The sequence below is a fragment of the Stenotrophomonas sp. YJH_SMC_19 genome (assembly GCF_059367915.1).
The window spans coordinates 519,650-545,613 of record NZ_JCAFRI010000001.1; the positions used below are offsets into that span (position 1 = coordinate 519,650).

A 25,964-nucleotide genomic window follows, 5' to 3' on the forward strand; every position below is an offset into this window, starting at 1 on the left:
TGCTTCCCCCACCCCGCCTGCCGGACCTGCACGCAGCCAGCGATGACGCGCTGCTGCGCAATCACGTTGCGGTCGCACAGCAGTACCACGCGCTGGCCGACCAGCTGAGTGCGCTGCTGTGCAGCCTCGGCAGCCAGCGCGGCATCACCATCAATGGCGCCGTGCCGGCAGCACCCGCCGACTGCGGCAGCAGTGCCACTCCCACGCACTAAGCCTGCCGGATACGGCCACGCCTGCAATGCCACCCCACTGCGGTGATGGCAACACTGGCTGCAGACCGCGCGCGCCGCACGGGCCACGCCCTTCTTCCCTTCCCTGCATGAGCTGACATGGCGAACGATTCCTTCCCTCCCACGCTCGATCCGCTGATTGCCGCGATCGAAGCCGCTATCCGCGCACGCTTTCCGGGGTTTGCAAGCGTCGAGTTCCATCGCGACGCCAACGCTGAGGGGATGCCCTGCCGGCCTGCCTGCTGGCGATGACCCGCTGTGACCGCAGCAGGGACAACAATGATGGCAGTGGCCTGCTGCAGGCCACGCTGCGCTTCGAAGCGCGCATTGCGCTGCCGGCAACCGATGCAACCACAACGCTGCAGCTGCGCAACGCGGCCCTCGCCCTGGCGACCTGGCTGCACCAGCTCGGCCGCTTCCCCGGCGTTGCCAGCGGTGCGATCGATGTGATTGCAGCATTGCCGGAAGACCCCGCGGCGGCACAGCCGGGCCTGCGCACTTGGATCGTCGAGTGGTCACTGCCGGTCGCGCTGGGCGACAACCCGTGGGACGACGCCGGTGGCGTGGTGCCGCAGGCGTCCTACAGCTTCGCGCCGGAGATCGGCCGCGCCCATGAGTCCCGCTACCAGCCGTTGCCGGAGCGCGCACGATGAGCGCCGAACACGCGCGGCTGATCGGCAACCTGCTGATGATCGGCGTGGTGCGCGAACTGGACGAGGCGAACGGGCGCGTTCGCGTCGATGCCGACGGCATGCTTACCGACTGGATTCCCTGGCTGGAACGCGGCGCGGGACCGGGCGTACGCACCTGGTGCGCACCCGAACCCGGCGAGCAGGTCGTACTGGCGTGCCCCTATGGCGACCCGGGCCAGGCGCTGGTACTCGGCAGCCTGTACCAGGACCGCTTTCCGCCGCCGGCCGACTCGCGCCTGCGGCAGCGCACCGAGTTCGCCGACGGCAGCAGCGTCGAGTACGACCAGGAAACCACCACGCTCAACGTCCATGTCGGCAGCGGCAAGGTCATCGTCACCTGCGCGAATGCACAGGTGATCGCCAGCGAATCGATCGTGCTCGATACACCCTCGATCAAGGCGACCGGCGATCTGGATGTCAGCGGCGCGATCAGCGCCGGCAAGGACATCAGCACACCGGGCGAAGTCAAGGCCGGTGCCATCGGCCTGAAGGCACACAAGCACACCGCACAGGGTCCGACCGCACCCACCACGCCCGCGCAGCCCTGAGCGGCCACGCCTGCAATGCCCTGAAAACCCGCACTCCACGACGATAGAGGCCATGCGAGGAATCGACGCCAACACCGGCAAATCACTGGATGGGCTCGCCCATCTCCACCAGTCCGTGCGTGACATTCTCACCACGCCTCTTGGCTCCCGCGTACTGCGCCGCGAATACGGTTCACGCGTGTTTGAACTGATCGATGCGCCGACCAACCGCTCGCTGCGCATGGACCTGATCGCGGCCACCGTCGACGCGCTGGCGCGATGGGAACCGCGTCTCCACGTCGAGAACGTCGACGTCTCCCTCCCCGCCCCCGGCGTGATGATCCTGGCAGTGACCGGGATCCACCTGCCGGACGGCGAGGCCATCACCATCGAAGGAATCGAGGTTCGCTAACCGTGGCATCCGGCTCGTTCACCAGTGTCAATCTGTCCCAGCTGCCTGCCCCGGCGGTCATCGAAGTGCTCGATTTTGAAGCCATGTTCGATGAATCGCTGACCGCACTGCAGGCCCTGGATCCCACCTTCGACGCGCTGCTGCCGTCGGACCCGGCCTTCAAGATCCTGGAGGTCTGCACCTACCTGCGCCTGCTCGATCGCCAGCGTGTCAACGACGCCGCGCGTGGCGTGATGCTGGCCTATGCCGGTGGCAGCGACCTGGACCACCTCGCCGCGATCTTCGGCGTCGCCCGCCAGGTGCTCGACCCGGGCAGGCCGCAGGAAGGCATTCCACCGCGATATGAGAGCGATGAGGACTTCCGCCGCCGCATCCAGCTGGGCCCGGAAGGGTTCAGCGTGGCGGGGCCGGAAGGTGCCTATGTATTCCATGCGCTGAGCGCGGACCCGCGCGTGCTCGACGCCAGTGCGACCAGTCCCGCCCCCGGCGAAGTGGTGGTCTCGGTGCTGTCGCGCGAAGCGGATGGAACCGCCACCCAGGGGCTGCTGGACATCGTCGAGGCGAAGCTGAGCGCCGATGACGTGCGACCGCTGACCGACCACGTGCTGGTGAAGCCGGCCACGATCGTCACCTACTCGGTCGACGCCACGCTGTTCACCTTTGCCGGCCCGGATTCGCAGGTCGTGCTTGCCGAAGCGCGCACCCGCCTGGACCGCTACATCAGCGAGTCACATCGTCTCGGCCGCGATGTCACCCGTTCGGGGTTGTTCGCCGCATTGCATGCCGAGGGCGTGCAGCGCGTGGAGATCGTCCATCCGGCTGCAGATGTGGTGGTGGACCGAACCCAGGCCACGCACTGCACCGGCGTGACCCTGACCCACGGCGGCACCGATGAATGAGCCGAGCACGCGCCTGATCAACGCGCGCCTGCGCGGCGCGATCGATGGCCGCAACCGCACCTTCCGCCACCCCGGCGGCGCGCTGGCGAGCCTGCAGGCGGTGTACCGCACCGATGCACGGGGGCGGCAGCCGTTGCAGGGCAGCGTCATCGAGGGCAGCAGGGTCACCCTGGCCGCTGCACCGGCGCCCGGCGAGGTCATCGATGGTGACGCCCAGGTGGTGGTGCCCTCGGCGGCGAACCTGCTTCCCGCCAACGCCACCCACGCCGAGCGCGCGCTTGCCCGCGCCATCGTCGCACGTCCGTTGCCGGTGGACATCACCGCGCTGTGGGATGCCGATCGCTGTCCGACCGCACTGCTGCCCTGGCTGGCCTGGGCGCTGTCGGTGGACGAATGGAAGGCCTACTGGCCCGAGGCCGTGAAGCGCGCCCGGGTGCGTACGGCCATCGCCATCCAGCGACGCAAGGGCACCGCCGGCAGCGTGCGCGACGTGGTGGCCGCCTTCGGCGGCTCGGTGCTGATCCGCGAGTGGTGGCAGCTGCAGCCCAAGGGCGCGCCGCACACCTTCGAAGCGGTGATGACCATCGCCAACCAGGATGGCCAGTCCGCCACGGCGATGTTCGTCGAGGACGTCATCGGCGAAATCACCCGGACCAAGCCGGTGCGCTCGCATTTCACCTTTACCCAGGGCATGCAGGCCGACGCCGCCATCGGCGCACTTGCAGCCGCCCACGCCACGGCCTTCCGCCGCCTTCAACTGATCGGAGAGTAACCCCCGCATGCGCTTGAAAATCACCGATGCCGGCTTCGCCAAGCTGGTCAATCCGCCGAACACCGGCACCAACGCCGTGCTGATCACCCAGATCGGCCTGACCTCGACGGCCTTCGTGCCTTCCGCGGGGCTCACCGCACTGCCCGGCGAGATCAAGCGCGTCGCCACCTTCGGCGGCCAGGCCGTGGGCGATGACACCGTGCACGTCACCATCCGCGACGACAGCGCCACGTCCTACACGCTGCGCGGGTTCGGCCTGTACCTGGCTGACGGCACCCTGTTTGCCAGCTACGGCCAGGCCGATCCGATCATGGAGAAGTCGGCCGCATCGATGCTGCTACTGGCCACCGATACCCGCTTCAGCGGGATCGACACGACTCAGATTCAGTTCGGCGATGCCGGCTTTCTCTATCCACCGGCCACCACCGAGGTCGTCGGCGTGGTCGAGCTGGCCACCAGCACCGAAGTCGAAGATGCGACCGACACCCAGCGCGTGGTGACCCCGCGTGGCGTGCGTGCGTACACCGACAAGCGCTTCGGCGCCAGCGCCCCGACCGCGCTGGCGAAGACGCTGCTGTCTGCGGCGAACACCGCGGCGGCGCGCACTGCGCTGGAACTGAAGAGCGCCGCGCTGAAGGACACCGGGCATGGCAACGGCCTGGACGCCGACACCCTGGACGGCAAGCACGCCTCCGAGTTCGCCCTGGCCGGTGACTTCGCCACCGTGGGCCACAAGCATGTGATTGCCGATGTGACCGGGCTGCAGTCGGCACTGGATGGCAAGGCGTCCAGGAGCGGCAACACGTTCACCGACCAGCAGTTCATCAGCGGCACGTATCCGTTGCTGGGCTTCGGTGCCGCCGGTGCCGAGCAGTCCTTCATTGGCGGCTGGGCAAATTCCAGCCTGTGGCGCGTATGGAGCGCGGACCGCAGTGCCAGCAGCGAAATCACCATCAAGCATGGCGACACGCCGCGCTGGAACGGCTCGGCGATGTGGCATGCCGGGAACTTCGCGCCTGAAGCGAAGATGGACAAGACCGGCGGCACCTTCAGTGGCACCGTCACCATTTCCAACAACTCCCTGCGCCTGTCCGGCTGGGGCAGTACCGCGACCGATGGTGTCGTCTACTTCGGCACGGGTGACAGCTATCTCTTCAAGTCCGGATCCACGTTCACTTTCCGCAATCTGGAAGGGGCGTACACCGCTACGCTCAATGCAGGCGGAACTGTCTGGACCAGCGGCAATTTCGATCCAAGCAAGAAGCTCAGTATCACCGGCGGAGACCTGACCGGTCCGCTTCGGATGCGAGGCAATGCCGCAGGTCGTATCGCGCTCTATGACGACAACCTGGATGTCGCCAACCTCGAGATCGGTGCCGGTCTCAACACCGGCACCGACCGCAATGGCTTTCTGGTCAACCGAAATGCGAACGGCTCGCTTGCACTGCTTGGAGGCAACGGAAAAGCCAAGGTAACCGTGGATGGCGGCGTCGGGTACACCGTGCTTGCCTCCCCACCGCTCGGGACCGGATTGTGGAACAGCCAGACCGCCCTGCACTGCGTTATTCCACACGGCGGCAATGCAGACGGCATGAAGGCAACGCTGCTACGGACCGTAAATGGTGCAAATGGATGGTCCTCCGCGCGGTGGCGTCTGTACCGTGAGGTCGACGCTACGACGCAGGGCTACATCGACTTCCACGGTGACAGCACCGACGGCGACCGGGTCTTCACGTTCGCGGGTTATGGGCAGTCCTTCTGGCTTTCGAAGACAGGTGTCGTGGAAGCTCCCGCGGGGTTCAACCGCCCTTCGTCGCGCAAGCTCAAGTCGGACCATCCGTTGACACCACTGAGCTATGGCCTGGCGGAAATCGAAAAGATTGAGACCTATTTTGGCCAGTACAACTCCGATTTTGTAAACGATGAGCGACGCCGACTCTTCATGATTGCAGAGCAGCTCTCCGAAATCGTACCCGAAGCAGTCTTCGAGAATGCCGTCGACTACCGCGGTGAGAAAGTGCCGTCGATCCAGGAGTCGCAGCTGATTCCTGTCTTGGTTCGCGCCATCCAGGAACTGGCTGCGGAGATCAGGTCGCTAAAGGGAGGGAACTGACATGCCTTCAGGCTATGCCTCTGGTGGAGTCGACTTTGACGATCTGTTCGATCCCTACGCCGAGGGTCCGTTTGCTGCGGACTGCGGCTCCATGTTGGCGGGCGGCGACCTGAGCCGCCGCTATGCCCACATCCAGTACGGCAGCAAGCGTGCCGACGTAGGCCATCGCATCAACGGAATGGACGTGTCCAACCTGTGGGCGGCCCGGGGCACCGCAAGCTACCGGCTGCCCTTCCACGGCAAGGACTACTCAGCCGGCAATGGCGCCAAAACAAACTCATTCGGCGATGTCACGGCGTCGGTGCAGATCAGCCTGCTGTCCGACGGCAACTTCACCGTCCACAGCAACAGTTACGGCGGTGGCAACGATGCCACCGCCCAGGTGGATTCCGGTCGCTGGGCACCGGCGGGTGCAAATCCCGGCCAGTACGAAGTGCAGTTCACGGCCAGCAACACAGGGGCTGCTTCGTTCAGCACAAGCGCACCGTCATTCTCCTCACTTGCGACATCGCGCTCGGCAACCGTATCCATCAGCATTCCTGCGGCATCTTCCATGTACGAGAGCATCACGGTTGAGATAGCCGTTCATCTCCGTCGTTCCGGCAGCCCCGCTCAGGTTTCAACCGTATACGCCAACGTCGCCGTCTCGGGCTGGTACTGATTGCACATCGGGCCACCGCTGCAATTATCGCGACCGCCACATTCTCCGAACATTACCCCGTCGCCTGCACAAGCCGGCACACACCCACACCGAGGAAGAACCCCGAATGACCGAATTTCTCCATGGCGTACAGGTCGTCAACATCGATACCGGTGCCCGATCGATTGCCATCGCCTCCAGCAGCGTGATCGGCATCGTCGGCACCGCACCGCTGGCCGACACCGAAGCGTTCCCCTTCAACACGCCCGTACTGGTGACCTCGCCGTCGCAGGCCGCCAAGCTGTCGGCGACCACCGGCACCGATGCCGGCACCCTGCCCGGTGCGCTCGACACGATCTTCGACCAGTCCAGTGCCGTCGTCGTCGTCGTCCGCGTCGAGAAGGGCGCCAATGAAAGCGCCACCCTGGCCAACGTGCTGGGCGGCGTGAACGCCCAGACCGGCGCCTACGAAGGCGTGCATGCGCTGCTGGCCGCCAAGTCCATCGTCGGCGTCAAGCCGCGCATCCTGGTCGCACCCGGCTTCACCCATGTGCACCCGGCCGATCCGGCCAAGCCGGAGGCCGTGCTCGCCAACCCGGTCGTAGCGGAACTGCTCGGCATCGCCGACAAGCTGCGCGCGGTGATCATCAAGGATGGCCCGAACAGCAACGACGACGCTGCCAAGTCCACCGCCGCCCTGACTGGCTCCAAGCGCGTCTACGTGGTCGACCCCGCGCTGCTGGTGCAGTCCGGTGATGCCATCGTCACCTGCCATGCCTCCGGTGCCGTGGCCGGTGCCATCGCCCGCAGCGACAACGAGCGCGGCTGGTGGGCGTCGCCGTCGAACCTGGAACTCAACGGCGTGGTCGGTACCGCGCGTGCGATCGACTTCGGCCTGTCCGATGCCACCAGCCGCGCCAACCTGCTGAACCAGGCCAACGTAGCCACGGTCATCCGCGAAGGAGGCTTCCGCCTGTGGGGCAACCGCACCACCAGCATCGATCCGAAGTGGCAGTTCCTGTGCGTGGTGCGCACCGCCGACATCATCGCCGACAGTCTGGAAGCCGCCCACCTGTGGGCCGTCGACCGCGGCATCAGCAAGACCTACGTCGATGACGTGCGCGAGGGCGTCAATGCCTTCCTGCGCGGCCTGAAGACCCAGGGCGCGATCCTCGGCGGCAACTGCTGGATCGACCCGGAACTGAACGCAGCGGACAGCGTGGCCCAGGGCCGCTTCTACTGGGATTTCGACTTCACTCCGACCTACCCGGGTGAGCAGCTGACCTTCCGCATGCACATGAACAACAACTACGTCTCGGAGATCTTCTAAGCATGGCGCGCAACGTCCGAAAGAACTTCAACTTCTACGTCGACGGCAAGGGCTATGCCGGCAACGTCGAATCCTTCACCGCTCCGAAGCTGACGCTGAAGACCGAGGATTTCCAGGCGGGTGGCATGTTCGCCCCGACCGAAATCACCCTGGGCCACGAGAAGCTTGAAGCCGAGGCTGTCCTCATCGCCGATGACCCGGACATCATGGGCAAGTTCCATGTGGTGGAAAGCAAGGAGTACTCCTTCACCGCACGCGAGGCGCTGGAGTCCAGCGACGGCAGCATCACCGCCGTGGTCCACAACATGCGCGGCAAGGTCAAGGCCATTGATCGTGGCGAATCCAAGTCCGGCGAGAAGGGCACGGTGAAGATCTCGCTCGCACTGAGCTACTACAAGCTCACCCACGGACCGCTGGTCGTCCAGGAGTTGGACGTGGTCAACATGATCGCCAAGCAGAACGGCGTGGACATGCTGGCCGGCCTGCGCAGCGCCCTGGGCATCTGACCCCGCACGCGTCTCCACAGCACCGGGGGCGCCTCGCGCCCCCGCCTTCATCGCGCTCCCTCGATTTCCAGGAACACATCCATGTCCAGCAAGACCAAGACCACCAACGACCACGTCATCGAACGCGATGGCTATGCCGAAGTCACCCTCACCCGCCCGCGCCAGGTCAATGGCGTGGAAACCGCCGTGCTGCGCATGCGCGAACCCACCGTGGAAGACATGGAGCGGTTCCAGGATGACAAGGGCAGCGATGCACAGCGTGAAGTGCGGATGATCGCCAACCTGTGCGAGATCCCACCGGACGACCTGCGCAAGCTGCCGCTGCGCGATTACGCCCGCCTGCAGTCGGGAGTCGCGCTTTTTACCACCTGACCCTGCCGCAGATCAGGCAGGGAGTGCTCGCCCTGGCCGGCCATACCGGCTGGGGCCTGCGCGAAATCATGACGCTGCGGGTGTCGAAGTTCATCTGGTGGATACAAGGATTGCCGGTACATGGCGAGTAACGTTCAAACGACAACGATCACGATCGGTGGCTCGATCTCGGGCTCGCTGAAGTCCGCACTGTCCTCCACCGAGGACGGACTGAAGAAGATCGGCAGCGAACTGGACAGGCTGGAGCGCAAGCAGCGCTCCATGAGCAAGGCGAACCCCTCGCTGGTAAAGCTCAAGCAGAACGTTGCCGGGCTGCGCCAGGAGTACGCCAGGCTCTCCAGCGAGGGCGATCGCCTGCGCAAGGTGCAGACCGGCCTGGAGCGCATCGAGAAGGCAAGCACCGCCAATCTGCGTAACCGCAAGAAGCTGGGAACCTCCTTCAAGGAGTCACGCACCCTGCTCGGCAGCGCAGTGACCCAGCTGGCCAAGCCGGTCGAGAACGCCTCAAGCTTCGCCCGCCAGAACCAGCAGATCGGCAGCGCAGCGGGCCTGGACAACGGCCAGGTCAAAGCACTGGGCAGGACGATCCTGGCCGAGACCGGCAACACCAACCAGAAGGCGAATGACCTGCAGCGCGCCATCCGGCTGCTGGTCGACGCCGGCATGGATGCACAGTCGGCGCAGACCAGCCTGCGCGCCATCGGCCGCACCGCCACCATCACCGGTACCGGGATCGACGACGTCTCCAGCGCCGCCGTGGGCCTGCAGCAATCATTCGACATCGACCCTGCCAGCATGCAGTCGGCGCTGGATGTCCTGGTCGTCAGCAGCCACCAGGGCGGGCTGGGGCTGAAGGACATGGCCAAGGTAATGCCGGTGCTGGGAACGTCGTTCCAGGCGCTGAAGCTGCAGGGCAACGCAGCAGCGGCCACCATGGGTGCGGCACTGGAAGCCACGCGCCGGTCCGCGGGCGGCGCTGACCAGGCAGCCACCCAGATGAAGGGCTTCATGACATCGATCATGTCGCCCGAGCTGCAGGCCAAGGCCAAGAAGGGATTCGGCCTGGACCTGCGCAAGGTCATCAGCGACGCACAGAGCAGCGGTGGCAACCCGTTCGACGCTGCGATGCAGGCCATCGTCCAGGCCACGGCCGGCGATCAGCAGAAGATCGGCAAGCTGTTCGGCGATGCACAGGCGAAGAACTTCATCGGCCCGATGATCCAGAACTGGGATCAGTACACCCGGATCCGCGACAAGGCGCTCAATGGCTCTGCCGGAACCACCGATGCGGCGTATGCCAATGCCATGCAGACCGACCCGGAGAAGATCCAGGGCGCGAAGATCGCCGTGGACAACCTGTCCAAGGCTTTTGGTGCGGCGTTGCTGCCCGCGGTCGGCGACGCGGCGGTGAAGCTGACCGAACTGCTGAACGGCGTGACCACCTTCGTGACCGAGAATCCGAAGCTGATCGCCAATACCACCAAGGTGGTGGTGGGCATGCTCGCCATGCGCAGTGCGGTGCTGGGTGCCCGTTACGCCTGGACGTTCGTGAAGGGTCCGATCCTGGGTGTGCAGAAGGTCTTCCAGCTGTTCCGTGCCGGCAACCTGCTGGCCCAGCTGGGGCGCTTCGGCCCGATGGCCATGCGTATCGCCTCGGTGTTCCGCGTCGTCGCCACCGCAGTGGGCGCCATTGGTGGCGGCCCTATCGCGGTAGCTGTGGCCGCGCTCACTGCCGGTGCCCTGCTTGTCCGCAAGTACTGGGAGCCGATCAAGGCCTTCCTGGGCGGTGTATGGGAAGGTCTCAGCAGCGCGGGCACTTCCGCGATGGGAGAGCTGATGAATGCCGTTGCGCCGCTGCGTCCGGCCTGGGAGGCCGTGAGTGCCCTGCTGGGACAGGCCTGGGACTGGCTGTCGCGGATGCTGGCCCCGGCGCAGTACACCGGAAACGAACTCTCCCGCGTGGGCGAGATCGGCAAGCTGGTGGGCGAAGCGCTGATGTTCAACTTCCGCGCCGTCATCCAGGTCGCTGGCTTCGTCGCCGAGGTCTTCAGGATGATCGGTGAGGTCATCGGCACGGTGGCTGGATTCATCGTCGTCACCTTCGGCAGTGCCTGGGACTGGGTTTCAGCGAAGGTCAGCAGCGTGATCGACACGATGATGGCCAAGATCGCCCCCTTCATGGAGGTGGTGGGCACCATCATGGACAAGGTCGGGGGCGTGCTGGGCACCGCCAAGGACAAGATCGCGCTTGGTGTGAACACCGCGGCTGATGCCTACGGCGCGATACGCGCAAACGGCGGCATGCAGCTGCCTCCGGTGATGCTGGCGCCCGCCAGCATGCACAGCGCCAGCGTGCAGCCACGCATGCCGAATGCCTTTGGTACGCCGGCCGGGCGTGCCGCACCGGAGATGCCTTCGCCCACCCCGCGCAGCGCCACCACCGTGCAGCAGCAACAGACCAACAACATCACCATCCACCAGCAGCCAGGCGAATCCAGCGAGGCGGTGGCGCGCCGCACGGCCGACGAGCTGCAGCGTCGCAACGCGGTTGCCGCCCGTGGTGGCCTGGCAGACAGGAACTGAGCATGAAACGCGAATTCGTAACCGGCACTGTGGACAAGCTGCTGTCGCAGTTCAAAGCCAATGACTCCGGCAACGCCCCGGTCCTGCTGATGCTGGGCGGCTTCAAGTTCAGCCTCAACACCGCGGTCTTCCGGGAGATCCAGCAATCCAACGAGTATCGCTGGCAGGCGCAGGACCGCATCGGCCAGATGGCGGCCCTGCAGTACACCGGACCGGGCTCAGCCAGCATGACCCTGCCGGGCGTCATCTACTACCAGTTCCGCGGCGCCGGCAACGAGCTCTCACAGCTGCGCAAGCTGGCCGCGCAGGGCACGCCTCATCGACTGCTGACCGGCAAAGGCGGCAACCTGGGCCTGTGGGTCATCGAGAAGATCGATGCCACCGCCAGCGAGTTCACCGCCGACAGCGCGATCCTGAAACAGGAATTCACCCTTTCACTGCGGAAGCACAGCAATGGCACGAACGTATAGCACCCGCGACGGCGACGTCGTAGACCGTATCGCGTACGCGCATTATGGCGAGCAGTCACCGGCCATCCTGCGCGCGGTGTTCGATGCCAACCCGGGCCTGGCCGCACGCGGCCCGGTACTGCCTGCCGGCGTAGCGATCACCCTGCCGGAGGTGCAGCGCCCGGCCAGCGAGCGCAAGGGAGTCGCCCTGTGGGATTGAACATCACACCGGCCTTCCGCGTGGTGGCCAACAGCCAGGACATCACCGACAAGATCATGGCGCGCTTCAAGTCGCTGCGCATCACCGACGAGACCGGCAACACGTCCGACACGCTGGAACTGCAGCTGGCCGACCACGATCCGTCCGATCCGATCCAGCTGCCACCGGTTGGCGCGGAACTGGAGGCCTTCATCGGCTATGACGGCGAAGTGCGGCGCGTAGGCCTGTACATCTGCGACGAGGTGGAGATCTCCGGCTTTCCCGGCAGCATGACGCTGCGCGCCCGGGCGGCACCGTTCGAGACCAGCAAGGGGGGCAAGAGCGACCTGCAGACGCAGAAGACACGCACCTGGAAGAAGGGCACCACGATCGGCGACATGGTGCGACGCATGGCCGGCGAGCATGGGCTGAACGCAGCGGTGAGCGCATCGCTGGCGTCCATCGTGCTGCCGCTGACGGTGCAGTCGCAGGAGTCGGACATGAACCTGCTGCTGCGCCTGGCCAAACAGCACGATGCCATCGCCAAGCCCGGAGGCGGGCGCCTGGTGTTCGTGAAGCGGGGCGAATCCACCAGCGCCAGCGGCGAGCGCATTCCCGATGTCACCCTCACCCCGGCCGATGGCAGCGACTACCGGGTAAGCCTTGCCGCACGCGAAGATGCCGGTACCACCATTGCGTACTACCGCGACGTGCGCAGTGCCAAGCGCCAGGAAGTGAAGGTCGGCAGCGGTGAACCGATCATGCGCCTGCGCATGGCCTATGCCGACCGGGAGAGCGCAGAAGCGGCGGCGCGCGCCAAGCATCGCGAACAGGCACGGCAGACGCGGACGCTCAGCTACACCCTGCCCGGCCGCGAAACACTGATGGCCGAAGCCACCGTGGTGATGCAGGGGTTCCGCGAGGGCGTGGATGGCCAGTGGCTGGTCAAGCGTGCCGAGCACAGCATCGGCAGCGAGGGCTTTATCACCCGCATCGAATGCGAACAACCCAACAGCGCCGACGCAGTGAAAGCGGCCAGCAATGCCCCGGCCAGCGAAGGCGAACAGGTCGGCAGCGAAGTGTAGATTCACGCCATGCGTGGTGCTTTCCGCGCATCAACTCACGTACTGCGCCACGCCATTGCCGAACGACCAGTTCTCCTTCTTTACTTCAACAAGATTGATGAACACATCCTCGCGGCGGATGCCCACCGCCGCGTGCAGTCCATCGGCGATGCCGGCGTACAACGCCTTCTTCTGCTCCAGCGTACGCCCTTCGTTCCAGGTGATCTGGATGCAGATGAAATCGTCGGTGCGGTCCACCCCCAGATAGCCGGGGTCGTAGATCAGCGTGCCGGCGTCGTGCTGCTGGAAGATCTGGAAGCGGTCGTTCTCCGGCACGCCCACCGCGCGCATGGCCTGGTAGATGGCTTCGCCGACACGTTGCAGGTAGTCGGCGGATTTACCTTTGCGAAGATCGATGCGGGCGAGCGGCATGGTGGCACTCCAGGGAATGGGGGCACGGCACTGCCTCGAGAGTACGCCGGCCGTGAACCACGGAACAGCGCATGGATGGAATCCTGTGCCCGCATCGGTGAAGTGCGTCCCCCGAGCGCTTCGCGCGGTTGAGGGAGCCGGTGAGTCGCGCTTCCAACGATGCCGGAAGGCCGCGCTGATGGCCAGGCAACAAAAAAGCCCCCATTTCTGGAGGCTTCTTTCGTTCTGCAACATGGTGGGCGGTACAGGGATCGAACCTGTGACCCTTGCCGTGTGAAGGCAATGCTCTACCGCTGAGCTAACCGCCCGGTGTGTTGCTGAGCCGCTCATTATAGGGGCTTTTCAGAGGCCGTCAACACTTTTTCACATTGGTGTTCACGGGCGTTTCGAGGCATGCAGCCGCATGGCCCGGCGCTACCTCACATCGTGTGGGTCGGCTTGTCCGAACCGGTCAGGCCGGCCAGCAGGGTCTCGATCTTGTGGCGTACGCCCTCGCCTTCTGCACCGTCGGCCAGCTGCACGCCGATGCCGGCGGTACGGTTGCCCTGCGCGCCGGCCGGGGTCACCCAGATCACCTTGCCGGCCACCGGCAGGCGCTCGCTGGAATCGGGCAGCGTCAGCAGCAGGAACACCTCGTCACCGAGGAAGTAACGCTTGGGCGTGGGCACGAAGATGCCGCCGTTCTTCACGAACGGCATGTACGCGCTGTACAGCGCGGCTTTGTCCTTCACGGCCAGGGACAGGATGCCCTGGCGGGCGTTGCTGGCACTCATCGATTTCCCCTTGCGGCAGGCCGCTCGTTCACCTTGTTCCAGGCCAGCAGCAACTCGACCACCGCAAGGTCTGCACGCACCGTGGTGCGCAGCAGGTCGCGGGTGCGGTTGGCCGCATCGAACCAGGCTGCAAGCTTGTGCAATCGCTCCGGCGTGGTCAAGGCATCGGTGCTGGCCTGGGCCAGCGCCAGGTCGGCGGCAAAGCGCAGGCGCAGCGCCGCGTTGTCGTCACCACACCACTTCTGCGCCAGCTCCACCGCGCCGGTCTTGCCGGCGGCCAGCTGTTCCAGATCTCGACCGACTTCGCGGCGCAGGCTCAGGCCGTCTTCGCGCAGCCAGTTGTCGGCCTGGCCGGGATGGCCGCGGGCGGCCTCCAGCGCTTCGCGCGCCGATGCTTCGCTGTGGCCCTGCTGCTGCAGCCAGGCCAGCGCTTCGTGCTGCGGCGGCAGCTTGAATTCCAGGCGCTGGCAACGGCTGCGGATGGTCTGCGGCAGGCGCGCCGGGTCGCTGCTGATCAGCCACAGGTAGCGGCCGGGCTGCGGCTCTTCCAGCGTCTTCAGCAGCGCGTTGGCCGCCGAGCGGTTGATCGCATCGGCCGGGTCCACGATCACCACCTGCGCCACGCCGTACTGCGGGGTCAGCGCCAGCTTGTCGGTGATCTCGCGCACCTGCTCGATGACGATCTCGGTGCGCAGCTTGTCGCCGCTCTTGTTTGGAATGAAGCTGACCAGCTGCAGGTCCGGATGGGTACCGGCGGTGATCAGCTGGCGCGTGCGCGTGGCATGCGCGGCATCACCGCGCGCCAGCACGTGGTCGGCCAATGCCAGCGCCACCTCACGCTTGCCCAGCCCGGCCGGCCCGCAGATCAGCAGGCCATGGCCGAGGCGACCGGCATCGAGCGCGGCCACGGTCTGGTCGAACGCGCGCTGCTGCCAGGGCGAAAACGTGCTCATGCGCCCTCCCCGTCCTGCAGCCAGCGCTCGACACGCGCGACCACATCGGCGGCCACGCGCGCCTGCTCCTGGCCGGCGTCGATCAACGCGAAGCGCTGCGGGTCCTGCTGTGCGCGGCTGCGGAACACTTCGCGCACGCGCTGGAAGAAATCATCCTGTTCGCTCTCGATGCGGTCCGGCCACAGGTCACGGCCATTGGCGCGTGCCCGGCCGACGGCCACGTCCACGTCCAGCAGCAGGGTCAGGCCCGGCAGCAGGCCCACCGCGCGGCGCTCCAGATCGGCAATCCACTGCGGGTCGAGGCCACGGCCACCGCCCTGGTAGGCATAGCTGGAATCGGTGAAACGATCGCTCAGCACATAGGCACCGCGCTGCAGCGCCGGCTGGATCACCTGGCGCACATGCTGCGCGCGCGCGGCGAACACCAGCAACAGCTCGGCTTCGGCGCTGAGCGGTTCGGCGGCGATCTCGGCATCGGGCTTCAGCACCAGGCCGCGGATGCGCTCGGCCAGCGGCGTACCGCCCGGCTCGCGGGTCAGTACCACCTCATGACCGTGGCTGCGCAGGCAGTCTCGGATGGCATTGATGGCGGTGGTCTTGCCCGCGCCCTCGCCGCCTTCCAGGCTGACGAAACGCGGGTGGCGAAGCAGCGCGGGACTCATTGCGCCGGGGTCTCCTGGGTACGTTGCTGGCGCAGCTGCTGCAGGTAGCGGGCGACTGCGGCGTTGTGCTGGTCCAGGCTGGGCGAGAACACGTGCGCGCCGCTGCCATCGCCCACCGCGACGAAGTACAGCGCGTCGCCCGCCGCGGGTTGCGCGGCCGCCATCAGCGCGTCGCGGCTGGGCATCGCGATCGGGGTCGGGGTCAGGCCGGCACGGGTATAGGTGTTGTACGGCGTATCGGTGGTCAGGTCGCGGCGGCGGATGTTGCCGTCATACGCGGCACCGAGGCCGTAGATCACGGTCGGGTCGGTCTGCAGGCGCATGCCGATCTTCAGGCGGCGCATGAACACGCCGGCAATCTGCGGGCGTTCGCTGGCCAGCGCGGTTTCCTTCTCGATGATCGAGGCCATCGTCAACAGCTCGTAGGGCGTGTTGATCGGCAGGTCCGGCGCGCGGCTTTCCCAGGCCTCGTCCAGCGCCTTTTCCATTGCGGCATGGGCGCGCTTGAGCACGTCCAGATCGCTGTCGCCACGCTGGTAGACATAGGTCTCCGGCAGGAAGCGGCCTTCCGGATGCTGGCCACCAAAACCGAGACGCTGCATCAGCGCGGCGTCATCGAGATTGTCGGTGGTGTGCAGCAGCGGCTCGGCGCGCTTGAGCGCGGCACGCAGCTGGCGGATGTTCCAACCCTCCACGATGGTGACGCGGTGCTGCAGCACCTTGCCGGCACGCATGCGCAGCAGCAGCTCGCGCGGGGTCAGGTCGCCACTGAGCGCGTACTCGCCCACCTTCAGCTTGCCGGCGGCATCAAGCTGACGCGCCAGCAGCTGCCACTGGGTGTCCTGGCCCTCGTCCACGCCGGCATCGCGCAGCTTGCGCAGCACGCTGTTCATGCCATCGCCGCTGGCGATGACCATGCTCTCGGCAGTCGGGGTGATCGGGGCATCGGCGAAACGCGTCTGCTGGTAGAAGAACCACGCGCCCACGCCGGCCACGACGGCGCCCAGCACCACCACCAGCGTTACCACGAACAGACACCCGCGCTTGGCTCCCGCCATGGACTACCTCTGAACTCGATTCCGTCGTGCAGGATACCGTGCCGGTGGATTGGGGTCATGACCGGGGCCACGCAGCCGTGCCGACCAACGGTCGGCACCCACCGGAACAACGGCACCCGCCGGTACCGGTAGTGCCGGCCGCTGGCCGGCAATCGCGTGGACCGCGGATGAATGAGGTTGCCGGCCAGCGGCCGGCACTACCCCTGCTGGCCCAGTGCGCGCAGCAGGCCGCGGGCCTTGGCGCGGGTCTCGTCCAGCTCCTTGTCCGGGTCCGAATCGACCACGATGCCGGCGCCGGTGCGGAAGCTCACCTCGTGGCCATCCACTTCGGCGGTACGGATCAGGATGTTCAGGTCCAGGTCGCCATCGCGGTTCAGCCAGCCGAACGCGCCGGTATAGGCGCCGCGCGGCACCTGCTCCAGCTCGCTGATGATCTGCATGCAGCGCACCTTCGGGCAGCCGGTGATGGTGCCACCCGGGAACGTGGCGGCGATCACCTCGCCGGGCGTGACCTCCGGGCGCAGATGGCCGCTGACGTTGCTGACGATGTGGTGCACGTGCGCGTAGCTCTCCACGGTCATCAGCTCATCGACCACCACGGTGCCCGGCAGGCAGATGCGGCCCAGGTCGTTGCGCTCCAGGTCGATCAGCATCACGTGCTCGGCGCGCTCCTTGGGGTGACCGACCAGTTCCTGGATGCGCGCGGCATCGTCGTCGCCTTCGAAGCGTGGACGGGTACCGGCAATCGGACGGGTCTGCGCATGGCCGGCGTGCACCGACACCAGCCGCTCCGGCGAGGAACTGACCACATGGCGGCCGTGCGCGCTGAACAGGCCGGCAAACGGCGCCGGGTTGGCACGACGCAGCTGTGCGTACAGCGCCTGCGGGCTGACCGGCGCAGCGAACTGCGCGTTCCAGCGCCGCGACAGGTTCACCTGGAACACGTCGCCGGCGCGCAGATACTCGATCACCCGGCGCACGCCATCGGTGAAACGCTGCGGCGCGTCCTCGCCGACCGCCTGCGGTGGCTGCCAGCCCTGCCCGGCTTCGGGCAGCGCGGCCGAGGCCAGTGCCACCAGCGCATCCAGCAATGCCTGCTCGCCGGCTTCGGCAATGACGAAGCTGGCCTCGTTGTGGTGGTCGTGCAGCACCGCGGCCGGGCAGCGCAGCGCCAGCGCGGTCGGGCGGCCATCCCCGCGAGCACGCGCCGGCAGCACCGGTTCGATCTGGCTGGCCACTTCGTAATCGAGCATCAACGCCCAGCCGCCGCGGAACGGCAGGCTGTGGCTGCCGTCATGCGACAGGCGCTCATGCTGCCAGGCGCGATCCAGTGCCTGCAGGAACGTGCCGGGCTGCACCAGGTCGTGCTGGTCGCGCACCTGGCCGTCGGCATCCAGCCGCAGGCCATCGCCCTGCGCGACCAGCAGCAGGCTCCAGCGGCCCTGGGCGGTGCCCGAGGCGGTGGATTCCATCAGCAGCGGGAAACGCGCCGGGTCGTGCTGCTGCAGGGCCAGCAGATCGATCGGGTGCGGCAGCGGGTGGATCAGCGGTGCGTGGGTCATGGCAGCCAGTTCGGGAGTTCAGATGCACGGAAGCCGCCTTGCGGCGGCTCCGTGGTGCACGGCGTTGATCCGTTTGTCGGATTGCCGATGGGTAGAGTCGACTGTCAGTCGACTGCTTTCCCATCAACGATCACCGCGGCGGATCGAAAGGCAGTCGACTGACAGTCGACTCTACCAATGCGACGTCGAGCGTGGCGCGACGTCGCAACACCACTCAGACGCGCTTGAAGATCAGCGTGCCGTTGGTGCCGCCGAAGCCGAAGCCATTGGACATCACCACGTCCACCTTGGCCTGGCGTGCTTCGTTCGGCACGTAGTCCAGGTCGCAGCCTTCGCCCGGCTGTTCCAGGTTGATGGTCGGCGGAATGACGTTGTCCTGCAGTGCCATCACCGAGAAGATCGCTTCCACGCCGCCGGCAGCGCCCAGCAGGTGGCCGGTCATCGACTTGGTGGAACTGACCATCATCTTGTAGGCGTGGTCGCCGAAGGCGGTCTTCATCGCCATGGTCTCGCCCAGGTCGCCCAGCGGCGTGGAGGTGCCGTGCGCGTTGAGGTAACCCACCTGCTCCGGGGTCACGCCGGCGTCCTTCATGGCCATGACCATGCAGCGCGCGGCGCCTTCGCCGTTCTCGCTCGGTGCGGTCATGTGGTACGCGTCGGAGCTGGCGCCGAAGCCAGCCAGTTCGCAATAGATCTTCGCACCACGGGCCTTGGCGTGCTCGTACTCTTCCAGGATCAGGATGCCGGCGCCGTCGCCCAGCACGAAGCCGTCACGGTCCTTGTCCCACGGGCGCGAAGCCTGTTCCGGGGCATCGTTGCGGGTGCTCATGGCCTTCATCGCGCAGAAGCCGCCCAGCGCGGTCGGCGACGAGCCACGCTCGGCACCGCCGACCACCATCACGTCAGCATCGCCGTACTGGATCATGCGCATCGCGGTACCGATCGAGTGGTTCGAGGTCGCGCACGCCGAGACCGCCGAGAACGACGGACCCTTCAGGCCGGTGATGATGCTCAGCTGGCCCGGCAGCATGTTGATGATGGTCTTCGGTACGTAGAAGGGCGAGATCTTCTTGCCCTCGTGGAACTCGATGGTCTGCTCTTCGATGCCGAGCAGGCCGCCGATGCCGGCGCCGACGATGGCGCCGATGCGCTCGGCATTGGCGTCGGTGATCTCCAGGCCCGAATCATGCAGGGCCATGAACGAGGCACCGAGGCCGTAATGGATGAACGGGTCCATCTTCTTGGCATCCTTGCCGCTGACCCGGAACTTGCCGAACAGTTCATTGTCGGCGGTGATGTCGAATCCCTTGACCTCACCTGCAATCTTGGTGGTGAACCGATCCACGTAGGCATCAGCAACGTTGGTCAGCGGACCGATGCCCGAACGACCGTGGGTGATGCCTTCCCAGCTGCTGGCCAGATCATTGCCCAACGGCGAGACGATACCCAGGCCGGTTACGACGACGCGACGCTTCATTGCTGTTTCTCCTGACCCGGATGATTTCTACGGGTAACTCGGTTTGCTTCGATGTGATGCCCAAACACACGGGGCCGCAACAGCGGCCCCATGGGGTGCGGTGCGCGGCAAGGAAATACCTGCACGCGCACTGCCGTCTGACATCAGGCCTTGACGTGGGCCTTGACGTAGTCGATGGCGGCCTGCACGGTGCTGATCTTCTCGGCTTCTTCGTCCGGGATCTCGCACTCGAATTCTTCTTCCAGGGCCATCACCAGCTCGACGGTGTCCAGCGAGTCAGCGCCCAGGTCATCGACGAACGATGCGCTGTTGGTGACTTCTTCTTCCTTGACGCCAAGCTGTTCGACGACGATTTTCTTGACGCGTTCTTCGATGGTGCTCATGGGATCTCGCTCCAGATGGAGTTGTGGTTCAAAAGTGGTCGCCATCAAAGGCGATGGCCGTGGGATAGTGTAGTGGAAACCGGCGCGGCCTTGCATCGCAGCAAAAACCTCAGCAGATCAACCACTTGCGGCGCAATCCCTGCGCCCCTTGCTTACGGCATGTACATGCCACCGTTCACATGGAGGGTTTCGCCGGTGATGTAACCGGCAGCCGGGCTGGCCAGGAAGGCCACCGCATGGGCGATGTCCTCCGGCGAACCCAGGCGTTCGAGGGCGATGTCGTTGATCAGCGCGGTGCGCGCTTCTTCCGGCAACGCCTTGGTCATGTCGGTGTCGATGAAGCCGGGAGCAACCACATTGACGGTGACACCGCGCGAACCGATTTCCTTGGCCAGCGACTTGCTGAAGCCGATGATGCCGGCCTTGGCGGCCGCGTAGTTGGCCTGGCCGGCATTGCCGGTCACGCCCACCACCGATGCGATGTTGATGATGCGGCCCTTGCGTGCCTTCATCATGCCGCGCATCACCGCCTTGCTGGTGCGGAACACGCTGGTCAGGTTGGTGTCGATGATCGACGCCCAGTCCTCGTCCTTCATGCGCATCAGCAGGTTGTCGCGGGTGATGCCGGCATTGTTGACCAGGATCGAGATCGGGCCGAACTCCTTGGCGATGCCGTCCAGCACGCTGTCCAGCGCGGCAGCGTCGGTCACGTTCAGTGCACGGCCGTGGCCGCCGTGGGCGGCCAGGCGCTCACCGATCGCGGCAGCGCCGGATTCGGTGGTGGCGGTGCCGATGACGGTGGCGCCCTGGGCGGCCAGCAGATCGGCGATGGCGGCACCAATGCCACGGCTGGCGCCGGTGACCAGTGCGATTTCACCCTGCAGGGGCTTGCTCATGATGTTTTCCTCAGGCTGGGGCGGCCGCCGTACCCGTACCGCGTGCAGCGGCCACCGGTACGGTCGGCAGGAACAGGGGGAGTCAGGCCGACCATGCCTCGCGGGCGGCTTCGAAGTCGCCCGGGGTGGCCAGTGAACGGCCGTCGATGGCCTTGTCGATGCGCTTGACCAGGCCGGTCAGCACCTTGCCCGGGCCGCACTCGGCGATCCGGGTGATGCCACGGCCGGCCAGCGCCTGCACGCATCCGGTCCACTGCACCGGCTGGTACAGCTGCTGGACCAGCGCGGTACGGATCGCGTCGATACCGTCATGCACCTGGGCATCCACGTTCTGCACCACCGGCAGCTGCGGCGCCTGCCAGGACAGGCCGGCCATCACTTCGGCGAGGCGGTTGGCGGCTTCGCGCATCAGCGGGGTGTGCGAGGGCACGCTCACGGCCAGCTTGACGGCCTTGCGCACGCCCTTCCCGGCCAGCAGCGCCAGCGCGCGGTCAACCGCATCTGCGTCGCCGCCGATCACGATCTGGCCCGGCGAATTGAAGTTGGCCGGCACCACCACCTGGCTGCCCGCGGCTTCGGCGCAGACGTCCAGCACCAGCTGGTCTTCAGCGCCGAGCACGGCGGCCATGGCGCCGACACCGGCCGGTGCGGCTTCCTGCATCAGCTGGCCGCGCAGGCGCACCAGGTGCGCACCGTCATGCAGGCTCAGCGCGCCAGCGGCGACCAGGGCGGTGTACTCGCCCAGGCTGTGGCCGGCCAGCACCGACGGGCGCGGACCGCCCAAGGCGTTCCAGGCACGCCACACGCCGATGCTCGCGGCCAGCAGGGCCGGCTGGGTGTATTCGGTACGGTTGAGCATTTCCTCCGGGCCACCCTGGGACAGCGCCCACAGGTCGACGCCGGCACCATCGGATGCTTCGGTGAAGGCTTCACGCACCTGCGGGTGCAGTTCGGCCAGCTCGGCCACCATGCCCACAGACTGCGAGCCCTGGCCGGGGAAGACAAAAGCGAGGGTGGATACGGTCACGCGGTCATCCGCTTGTTGCAATCGAAGCGGGCCATGATAAGGGCGAATCCGCTGTGTCGTCTGTACGTGCGCGTATGCAGGCGTATGGAGCGCCGCCGCGGGACAACCCCGCATCCGGTGCGGTGCCCCGCCCAGGTAGAGTCGAGTGACAGTCGACTGCCCTTCGATCAGCCGCTGAAAACCTGCGCTGCGCGCGGAAGTCGACTGACAGTCGACTCTACCGCAGCGCCAACCTGCCAGCAGCGCGAACCTGCCATCAGCAGAACAGCTGCAGCACGTTCAGGTCGCCGTCGGCGAGGAAGTCCACGCACAGGCCCACCAGCATCAGTACGCCCGCCGTGCTGGCGCCATGGGCGATGAAGATCGAATGCGCCAGCGCGCGCGCTGAACGGCCCAGCTTCATGCAGACCCGGGCCAGGCTGCGCAGGCGGCCGCTGACCGCGTGCACGTGTTCGCGCACAGGCGCCTGGGCCTCGCCCATCGCCTCGGCCATCATCGCCTGCAGCTGCTCGGGGCGGTCGGCGTAGTACTTGGCCACGCCGTAACCGAACATCAGCCAGTCGCGGGCCTGCGCTTCGGACAGATCCATCACTTCCAGCGGATCTTCCTCGAAGTCGATGAAGCCCACCTTCTGCCCATCCCAGGTGAGGTTGCGCGGCAGCGGCTGGCCGAAATAGGCGCCGCGCGCATGCGCTTCGGCGATGGCCTGCATGGCCGCCATCACCAGCCGGTCGCGGCCGGCCTCATCGGCCTGGCGCAGGCAGGTATTGAACGAGCTGCCGTTGTCACCGATCACCAGCGCGGCGTGGCCGCTGCCCAGCACGTCGGGCACGTTCACGCCTTGCGCCTGCAGTTCTCCCAGGCGACGGGCTTCGGTTTCTCGCGCGGCATCACCACCACGGTGCGGCGGTGGCCGCAGGGCGTCCAGATGGAAACGGCGGGCAACGAAATTGAGCAGGCCCAGGGCCACTGCGCGGCTTCCCTTGCCGTACTGCTTCAGCCAGGCGCGCTGCCCTTCGATGACGATGGGCTCAACCATGACGTGTACTCCTTTAAACGCGTTACGGCCCCAGAGGGGCCGTAACGACAAAACTTCACATTGTCGTAACTTGCACTATCAATAGCGCAGCAGGGCCGAACCCCACGTGAAGCCGCCGCCGAAGGCTTCCAGCAGCAGCAGCTGGCCGCGCTCGACGCGGCCCGAACGCACCGCGGCGTCCAGCGCCAGCGGCACCGAGCCGGACGAGGTGTTGCCGTGCTTGTCGACAGTCACCACCACCTGGTCCATCGACATGTCCAGGCGCTTGGCGGTGGCTTCGATGATGCGCAGGTTGGCCTGGTGCGGAATCAGCCAATCCAGGTCGGACTTGTCCAGGCCATTGGCAGCCAGGGTCTCGTCCACGACCGAGTCCAGCGCCTTGACGGCGTACTTGAACACGTCGTTGCCCTTCATGTTGATGGTGCCACCACCGTTGGCGCCGTCCTTGAAGCCGGTCGAGACGCCCACCGGGTTCCACAGCAGCTCCTTCTTGCTGCCGTCGGCATGCAGGTGGGTACTGAGGATGCCGGTTTCCTCGTCGGCCTTGAGCACGACGGCGCCGGCGCCATCGCCGAACAGCACGCAGGTGGTGCGATCGTTCCAGTCGACCATGCGGGTCAGCGTTTCGGTGCCGATCACCAGCACGTGCCTGCAGTCGCCGGAACGGATGAACTTGTCGGCCACGCCCAGCGCGAACACGAAGCCCGAGCAGGCGGCGTTGACGTCAAAGGCAGGGCACCCCGCAACACCGAGCTTGGCCTGGATCAGGCACGCGGTGGAGGGGAAAATGAGGTCGGGCGTGGTCGTACCGACCACGATCATGTCGAGCTGCGAAGCGTCGATACCGGCCGCTTCAAGTGCGCGCAACGCGGCCTGGTAGCCGAGGTCGCTGGTGGTTTCGCCTTCGGCCGCGATGTGCCGTTCACGAATTCCGGTGCGCGACTGGATCCACTCATCCGAGGTTTCGACCATTTTTTCCAGGTCGGCGTTGGTCAGGACTTTTTCCGGCAAATAGCTACCGGTGCCCGCGATCCTCGAATAGATCCGCTTGCTCATCATGTTTCCTGTTGCGCGGGCCGCCGATCACCGGCACGCCCGGGAAAGAAGGCAAAGGCCGCTGCCCGGGGGCAGCGGCCTTCCCGGCACATCAATCTTCTTCGACGGCCGAGGTCTTGGTCTGGATGACCTTCTTGCCGCGGTAGAAACCGTCGGCAGTGATGTGGTGACGCAGGTGCACTTCGCCGGTGGTCGGGTCGGTCGACAGCTGCTTGGCGCTCAGGGCGTCATGCGAACGGCGCTGGCCGCGGCGGGACGGGGTAACACGGGATTTCTGCACAGCCATGGGATTGCTCCAAACTCGGTTCGTTTTGCTTCGTCGTATCGTCGCGCAGGACGCCAGCGCCCAGCACACTTTCGCTTTCGCCGCAGCCGCCGACGACAATCCGGCTGCTATTGTTTCTTCAATGCCGCCAATGCCGCGAACGGATTGGCCTTCTTTGTTTCTTCTTCGCTCGGCGCCCAGTCCTTGTCGACTGCTTCACCGTCGGGCGACAGTGGAACCACCGGCACCGCCAGCACCAACTCGTCTTCGACCAGGTCCAGCGGACGCAGCTGGCCGTCTTCCGGCACCAGCAACGCCTCGTACTCCTCCGGCAGGGACGATTCCTCGTCCTCGTCGCGGATCAGGCCAAGCCTCTGGGTCACCTTCACCGGCAACAGGAATCGCTGCATGCTGCGCTGACAGGTCAGCGGCAACGCGGTGTCGATGGTCAGTTCCACATAGGATACCCGCAGGACTTCGTCGCGACCGAATTCAAGCGAGTAGGAACACTCGCCGTCGGTATCTGCGACCAGCCCCTGCAGGCGGGTCAATTCAGCCAGGGAGACCTGGCCGTCGAAGCGCCTTCGCGCTACGACCATCCGCCAAGCATCCAGCGATTCGGGCACGTTCGCGGACATAAGCCGCTGAATACTAAGGATCGGGGGGGCTGCTGTCAAATGCCCGCCATACAGCACTTGCTGCTGGCGCTGCGCACAGGCCAGACTGCCGCACCCTGCCCCGGTATTCTCGCATGTCACTGGTCCTGGCCTCCACCTCCCGCTACCGCCGCGAGTTGCTGCAGCGGCTGGGCCTGCCCTTCGACTGCGCGCGCCCGGAGGTGGATGAAACCCCGTTGAACGGTGAGACGCCGCTGGCCCTTGCAACGCGCCTTGCCACGGCCAAGGCAACCGAAGTCGCCGCCCGCCACCCCGGCGCCTGGGTGATCGGCTCGGACCAGGTGGCGGACCTGAACGGGCGGCCGCTGGGTAAACCGGGCACGGCCGGGGCGGCCTGCGCGCAGCTGGCGGCGATGTCCGGGCAGACAGTACGCTTCCATACCGCCATCAGTCTCACGCGAGACGGAGAATCATTCAGTGCCGTGGATCTGACCGAGGTCCGTTTCCGCGCGCTGGGCCAGGAGGAGATCGCACGCTACGTGGCCACCGAACAGCCCCTGGACTGTGCCGGCAGCTTCAAGTGCGAGGGTCTGGGCATCAGCCTGTTCGAAGCGATCGACAACCGCGACCCGACCGCGCTGATCGGCCTGCCGCTGATCGCGCTGTGCGGGTTGCTGCGCCAGGCAGGGTTCGCGGTGCCCTGAAGGCGACACACTGACTGCCGGCACCGATCGCGGAAACAGGCCGGACACGGGCCGGGTAGGACCTGAGCCGGGTAGCGTCGACTGTCAGTCGACCATCGCGCGCAGCGCGGGGTTTTGCCGGCGGCTGGAAGAGCAGTCGACTAACTGTGTAAACCCACCACGTTGTTCAGCAGGACTCTGGAAATAGGTGGCTGGCCACCGATCCCCATGTGAGGGCGGTGCCAGTTGTAGTGGTGCAGCCATTGGGTCAGCACGGAATTGCGCTGGTCCGA

General features: G+C 66.1%; 31 protein-coding genes and 1 tRNA gene. 16 read left to right on the plus strand and 16 right to left on the minus strand.

Annotated elements, in window-relative coordinates:
• Positions 1–329: 329 nt before the first annotated feature.
• From AC5P5R_RS02420 to AC5P5R_RS02490, 15 genes are all read left to right on the plus strand, one after another.
• A complete protein-coding gene (locus AC5P5R_RS02420) occupies positions 330–482 on the plus strand; it encodes a hypothetical protein (protein ID WP_240458883.1) in 153 nt (50 codons plus the stop codon).
• Positions 479–883, plus strand: a complete 405-nt coding sequence (locus AC5P5R_RS02425; RefSeq protein WP_240458882.1) for a hypothetical protein — start codon at positions 479–481, stop codon at positions 881–883. Before AC5P5R_RS02420 ends, AC5P5R_RS02425 begins: the two co-directional genes overlap by 4 nt.
• Complete coding sequence (locus AC5P5R_RS02430) at positions 880–1,470, plus strand: phage baseplate assembly protein V (RefSeq protein ID WP_100437956.1); 591 nt, start codon at positions 880–882, stop codon at positions 1,468–1,470. The genes AC5P5R_RS02425 and AC5P5R_RS02430 overlap by 4 nt, the downstream gene beginning before the upstream one ends.
• 52 nt (positions 1,471–1,522) lie before the next feature.
• Complete coding sequence (locus AC5P5R_RS02435) at positions 1,523–1,861, plus strand: GPW/gp25 family protein (RefSeq protein WP_005408332.1); 339 nt, start codon at positions 1,523–1,525, stop codon at positions 1,859–1,861.
• 2 nt (positions 1,862–1,863) lie between these two features.
• On the plus strand, positions 1,864–2,760 hold the full coding sequence (locus AC5P5R_RS02440; protein WP_049459408.1) for a baseplate assembly protein: 897 nt from the start codon (positions 1,864–1,866) through the stop codon (positions 2,758–2,760).
• A 223-nt stretch (positions 2,761–2,983) separates the two neighbouring features.
• Complete coding sequence (locus AC5P5R_RS02445) at positions 2,984–3,532, plus strand: phage tail protein I (protein WP_134948479.1); 549 nt, start codon at positions 2,984–2,986, stop codon at positions 3,530–3,532.
• Between the two features lie 7 nt (positions 3,533–3,539).
• Entirely contained in the window at positions 3,540–5,645 is a 2,106-nt protein-coding gene (locus AC5P5R_RS02450) for a tail fiber domain-containing protein (protein WP_099474379.1), read from the plus strand.
• A 1-nt stretch (position 5,646) separates the two neighbouring features.
• Positions 5,647–6,306 (plus strand): hypothetical protein, encoded by a 660-nt coding sequence (locus AC5P5R_RS02455; protein WP_099474382.1) that lies wholly within the window; start codon positions 5,647–5,649, stop codon positions 6,304–6,306.
• 106 nt (positions 6,307–6,412) lie between these two features.
• Positions 6,413–7,615, plus strand: coding sequence for a phage tail sheath C-terminal domain-containing protein (locus AC5P5R_RS02460; RefSeq protein WP_099474384.1), 1,203 nt, complete (start codon positions 6,413–6,415; stop codon positions 7,613–7,615).
• A 2-nt stretch (positions 7,616–7,617) separates the two neighbouring features.
• Positions 7,618–8,121: a phage major tail tube protein gene (locus tag AC5P5R_RS02465; RefSeq protein ID WP_005408326.1), complete on the plus strand. Its 504-nt coding sequence runs from the start codon at positions 7,618–7,620 to the stop codon at positions 8,119–8,121.
• Between the two features lie 81 nt (positions 8,122–8,202).
• Positions 8,203–8,493, plus strand: a complete 291-nt coding sequence (locus AC5P5R_RS02470) for a phage tail assembly protein (protein WP_005408325.1) — start codon at positions 8,203–8,205, stop codon at positions 8,491–8,493.
• Between the two features lie 120 nt (positions 8,494–8,613).
• Positions 8,614–11,076, plus strand: coding sequence for a phage tail tape measure protein (locus tag AC5P5R_RS02475; protein WP_065183988.1), 2,463 nt, complete (start codon positions 8,614–8,616; stop codon positions 11,074–11,076).
• A gap of 2 nt (positions 11,077–11,078) precedes the next feature.
• Positions 11,079–11,546, plus strand: coding sequence for a phage tail protein (locus AC5P5R_RS02480; protein ID WP_005408323.1), 468 nt, complete (start codon positions 11,079–11,081; stop codon positions 11,544–11,546).
• Positions 11,530–11,745 carry a tail protein X gene (locus tag AC5P5R_RS02485; RefSeq protein WP_005408322.1) on the plus strand — a complete coding sequence of 72 codons (216 nt, stop codon included), beginning with the start codon at positions 11,530–11,532 and terminating at the stop codon, positions 11,743–11,745. The genes AC5P5R_RS02480 and AC5P5R_RS02485 overlap by 17 nt, the downstream gene beginning before the upstream one ends.
• Positions 11,736–12,809, plus strand: a complete 1,074-nt coding sequence (locus AC5P5R_RS02490; RefSeq protein ID WP_049397149.1) for a phage late control D family protein — start codon at positions 11,736–11,738, stop codon at positions 12,807–12,809. Before AC5P5R_RS02485 ends, AC5P5R_RS02490 begins: the two co-directional genes overlap by 10 nt.
• Positions 12,810–12,839: 30 nt before the next feature.
• Here the strand turns inward: AC5P5R_RS02490 and AC5P5R_RS02495 are convergent, their stop codons facing one another.
• The 15 genes from AC5P5R_RS02495 to AC5P5R_RS02565 form a co-directional block, all read right to left on the minus strand.
• Positions 12,840–13,220: a tautomerase family protein gene (locus AC5P5R_RS02495; RefSeq protein WP_005408320.1), complete on the minus strand. Its 381-nt coding sequence runs from the start codon at positions 13,218–13,220 to the stop codon at positions 12,840–12,842.
• A 233-nt stretch (positions 13,221–13,453) separates the two neighbouring features.
• Positions 13,454–13,528: transfer RNA gene (locus AC5P5R_RS02500), tRNA-Val, on the minus strand.
• Positions 13,529–13,639: 111 nt separating this feature from the next.
• Entirely contained in the window at positions 13,640–13,993 is a 354-nt protein-coding gene (locus AC5P5R_RS02505; RefSeq protein ID WP_005412452.1) for a PilZ domain-containing protein, read from the minus strand.
• Complete coding sequence (locus tag AC5P5R_RS02510) at positions 13,990–14,946, minus strand: DNA polymerase III subunit delta' (protein ID WP_012479293.1); 957 nt, start codon at positions 14,944–14,946, stop codon at positions 13,990–13,992. Before AC5P5R_RS02510 ends, AC5P5R_RS02505 begins: the two co-directional genes overlap by 4 nt.
• The gene (gene tmk / locus AC5P5R_RS02515) at positions 14,943–15,608 is read right to left on the minus strand and encodes a dTMP kinase (protein ID WP_005412450.1); all 666 of its coding nucleotides are present in this window, start codon (positions 15,606–15,608) and stop codon (positions 14,943–14,945) included. Before tmk ends, AC5P5R_RS02510 begins: the two co-directional genes overlap by 4 nt.
• Positions 15,605–16,666, minus strand: a complete 1,062-nt coding sequence (gene mltG / locus AC5P5R_RS02520) for an endolytic transglycosylase MltG (protein WP_012479292.1) — start codon at positions 16,664–16,666, stop codon at positions 15,605–15,607. Before mltG ends, tmk begins: the two co-directional genes overlap by 4 nt.
• A 197-nt stretch (positions 16,667–16,863) precedes the next feature.
• Positions 16,864–18,228 carry an aminodeoxychorismate synthase component I gene (locus AC5P5R_RS02525; protein WP_012479291.1) on the minus strand — a complete coding sequence of 455 codons (1,365 nt, stop codon included), beginning with the start codon at positions 18,226–18,228 and terminating at the stop codon, positions 16,864–16,866.
• A 214-nt stretch (positions 18,229–18,442) separates the two neighbouring features.
• Positions 18,443–19,705 carry a beta-ketoacyl-ACP synthase II gene (gene fabF / locus AC5P5R_RS02530; protein WP_012479290.1) on the minus strand — a complete coding sequence of 421 codons (1,263 nt, stop codon included), beginning with the start codon at positions 19,703–19,705 and terminating at the stop codon, positions 18,443–18,445.
• Positions 19,706–19,848: 143 nt separating this feature from the next.
• The gene (gene acpP, locus AC5P5R_RS02535) at positions 19,849–20,088 is read right to left on the minus strand and encodes an acyl carrier protein (protein WP_005408313.1); all 240 of its coding nucleotides are present in this window, start codon (positions 20,086–20,088) and stop codon (positions 19,849–19,851) included.
• Between the two features lie 152 nt (positions 20,089–20,240).
• Positions 20,241–20,984, minus strand: coding sequence for a 3-oxoacyl-ACP reductase FabG (fabG, locus tag AC5P5R_RS02540; protein ID WP_005408312.1), 744 nt, complete (start codon positions 20,982–20,984; stop codon positions 20,241–20,243).
• An 82-nt stretch (positions 20,985–21,066) separates the two neighbouring features.
• Positions 21,067–22,011 carry an ACP S-malonyltransferase gene (gene fabD / locus AC5P5R_RS02545; RefSeq protein ID WP_049419366.1) on the minus strand — a complete coding sequence of 315 codons (945 nt, stop codon included), beginning with the start codon at positions 22,009–22,011 and terminating at the stop codon, positions 21,067–21,069.
• A 256-nt stretch (positions 22,012–22,267) separates the two neighbouring features.
• On the minus strand, positions 22,268–23,050 hold the full coding sequence (locus AC5P5R_RS02550; protein ID WP_164281637.1) for a BUD32 family EKC/KEOPS complex subunit: 783 nt from the start codon (positions 23,048–23,050) through the stop codon (positions 22,268–22,270).
• A 78-nt stretch (positions 23,051–23,128) separates the two neighbouring features.
• The gene (locus tag AC5P5R_RS02555) at positions 23,129–24,106 is read right to left on the minus strand and encodes a beta-ketoacyl-ACP synthase III (RefSeq protein WP_005408309.1); all 978 of its coding nucleotides are present in this window, start codon (positions 24,104–24,106) and stop codon (positions 23,129–23,131) included.
• 91 nt (positions 24,107–24,197) lie between these two features.
• Complete coding sequence (gene rpmF / locus AC5P5R_RS02560) at positions 24,198–24,392, minus strand: 50S ribosomal protein L32 (RefSeq protein WP_005408308.1); 195 nt, start codon at positions 24,390–24,392, stop codon at positions 24,198–24,200.
• A 107-nt stretch (positions 24,393–24,499) separates the two neighbouring features.
• Positions 24,500–25,009, minus strand: a complete 510-nt coding sequence (locus AC5P5R_RS02565; protein ID WP_012479287.1) for a YceD family protein — start codon at positions 25,007–25,009, stop codon at positions 24,500–24,502.
• Between the two features lie 113 nt (positions 25,010–25,122).
• Between AC5P5R_RS02565 and AC5P5R_RS02570 the strand changes: the two genes are divergently transcribed.
• A complete protein-coding gene (locus AC5P5R_RS02570; RefSeq protein ID WP_012479286.1) occupies positions 25,123–25,692 on the plus strand; it encodes a Maf family protein in 570 nt (189 codons plus the stop codon).
• Between the two features lie 140 nt (positions 25,693–25,832).
• Here the strand turns inward: AC5P5R_RS02570 and AC5P5R_RS02575 are convergent.
• A partial coding sequence (locus AC5P5R_RS02575) for an integrase core domain-containing protein (protein ID WP_139338732.1) occupies positions 25,833–25,964 on the minus strand: 132 nt, incomplete at its 5' end.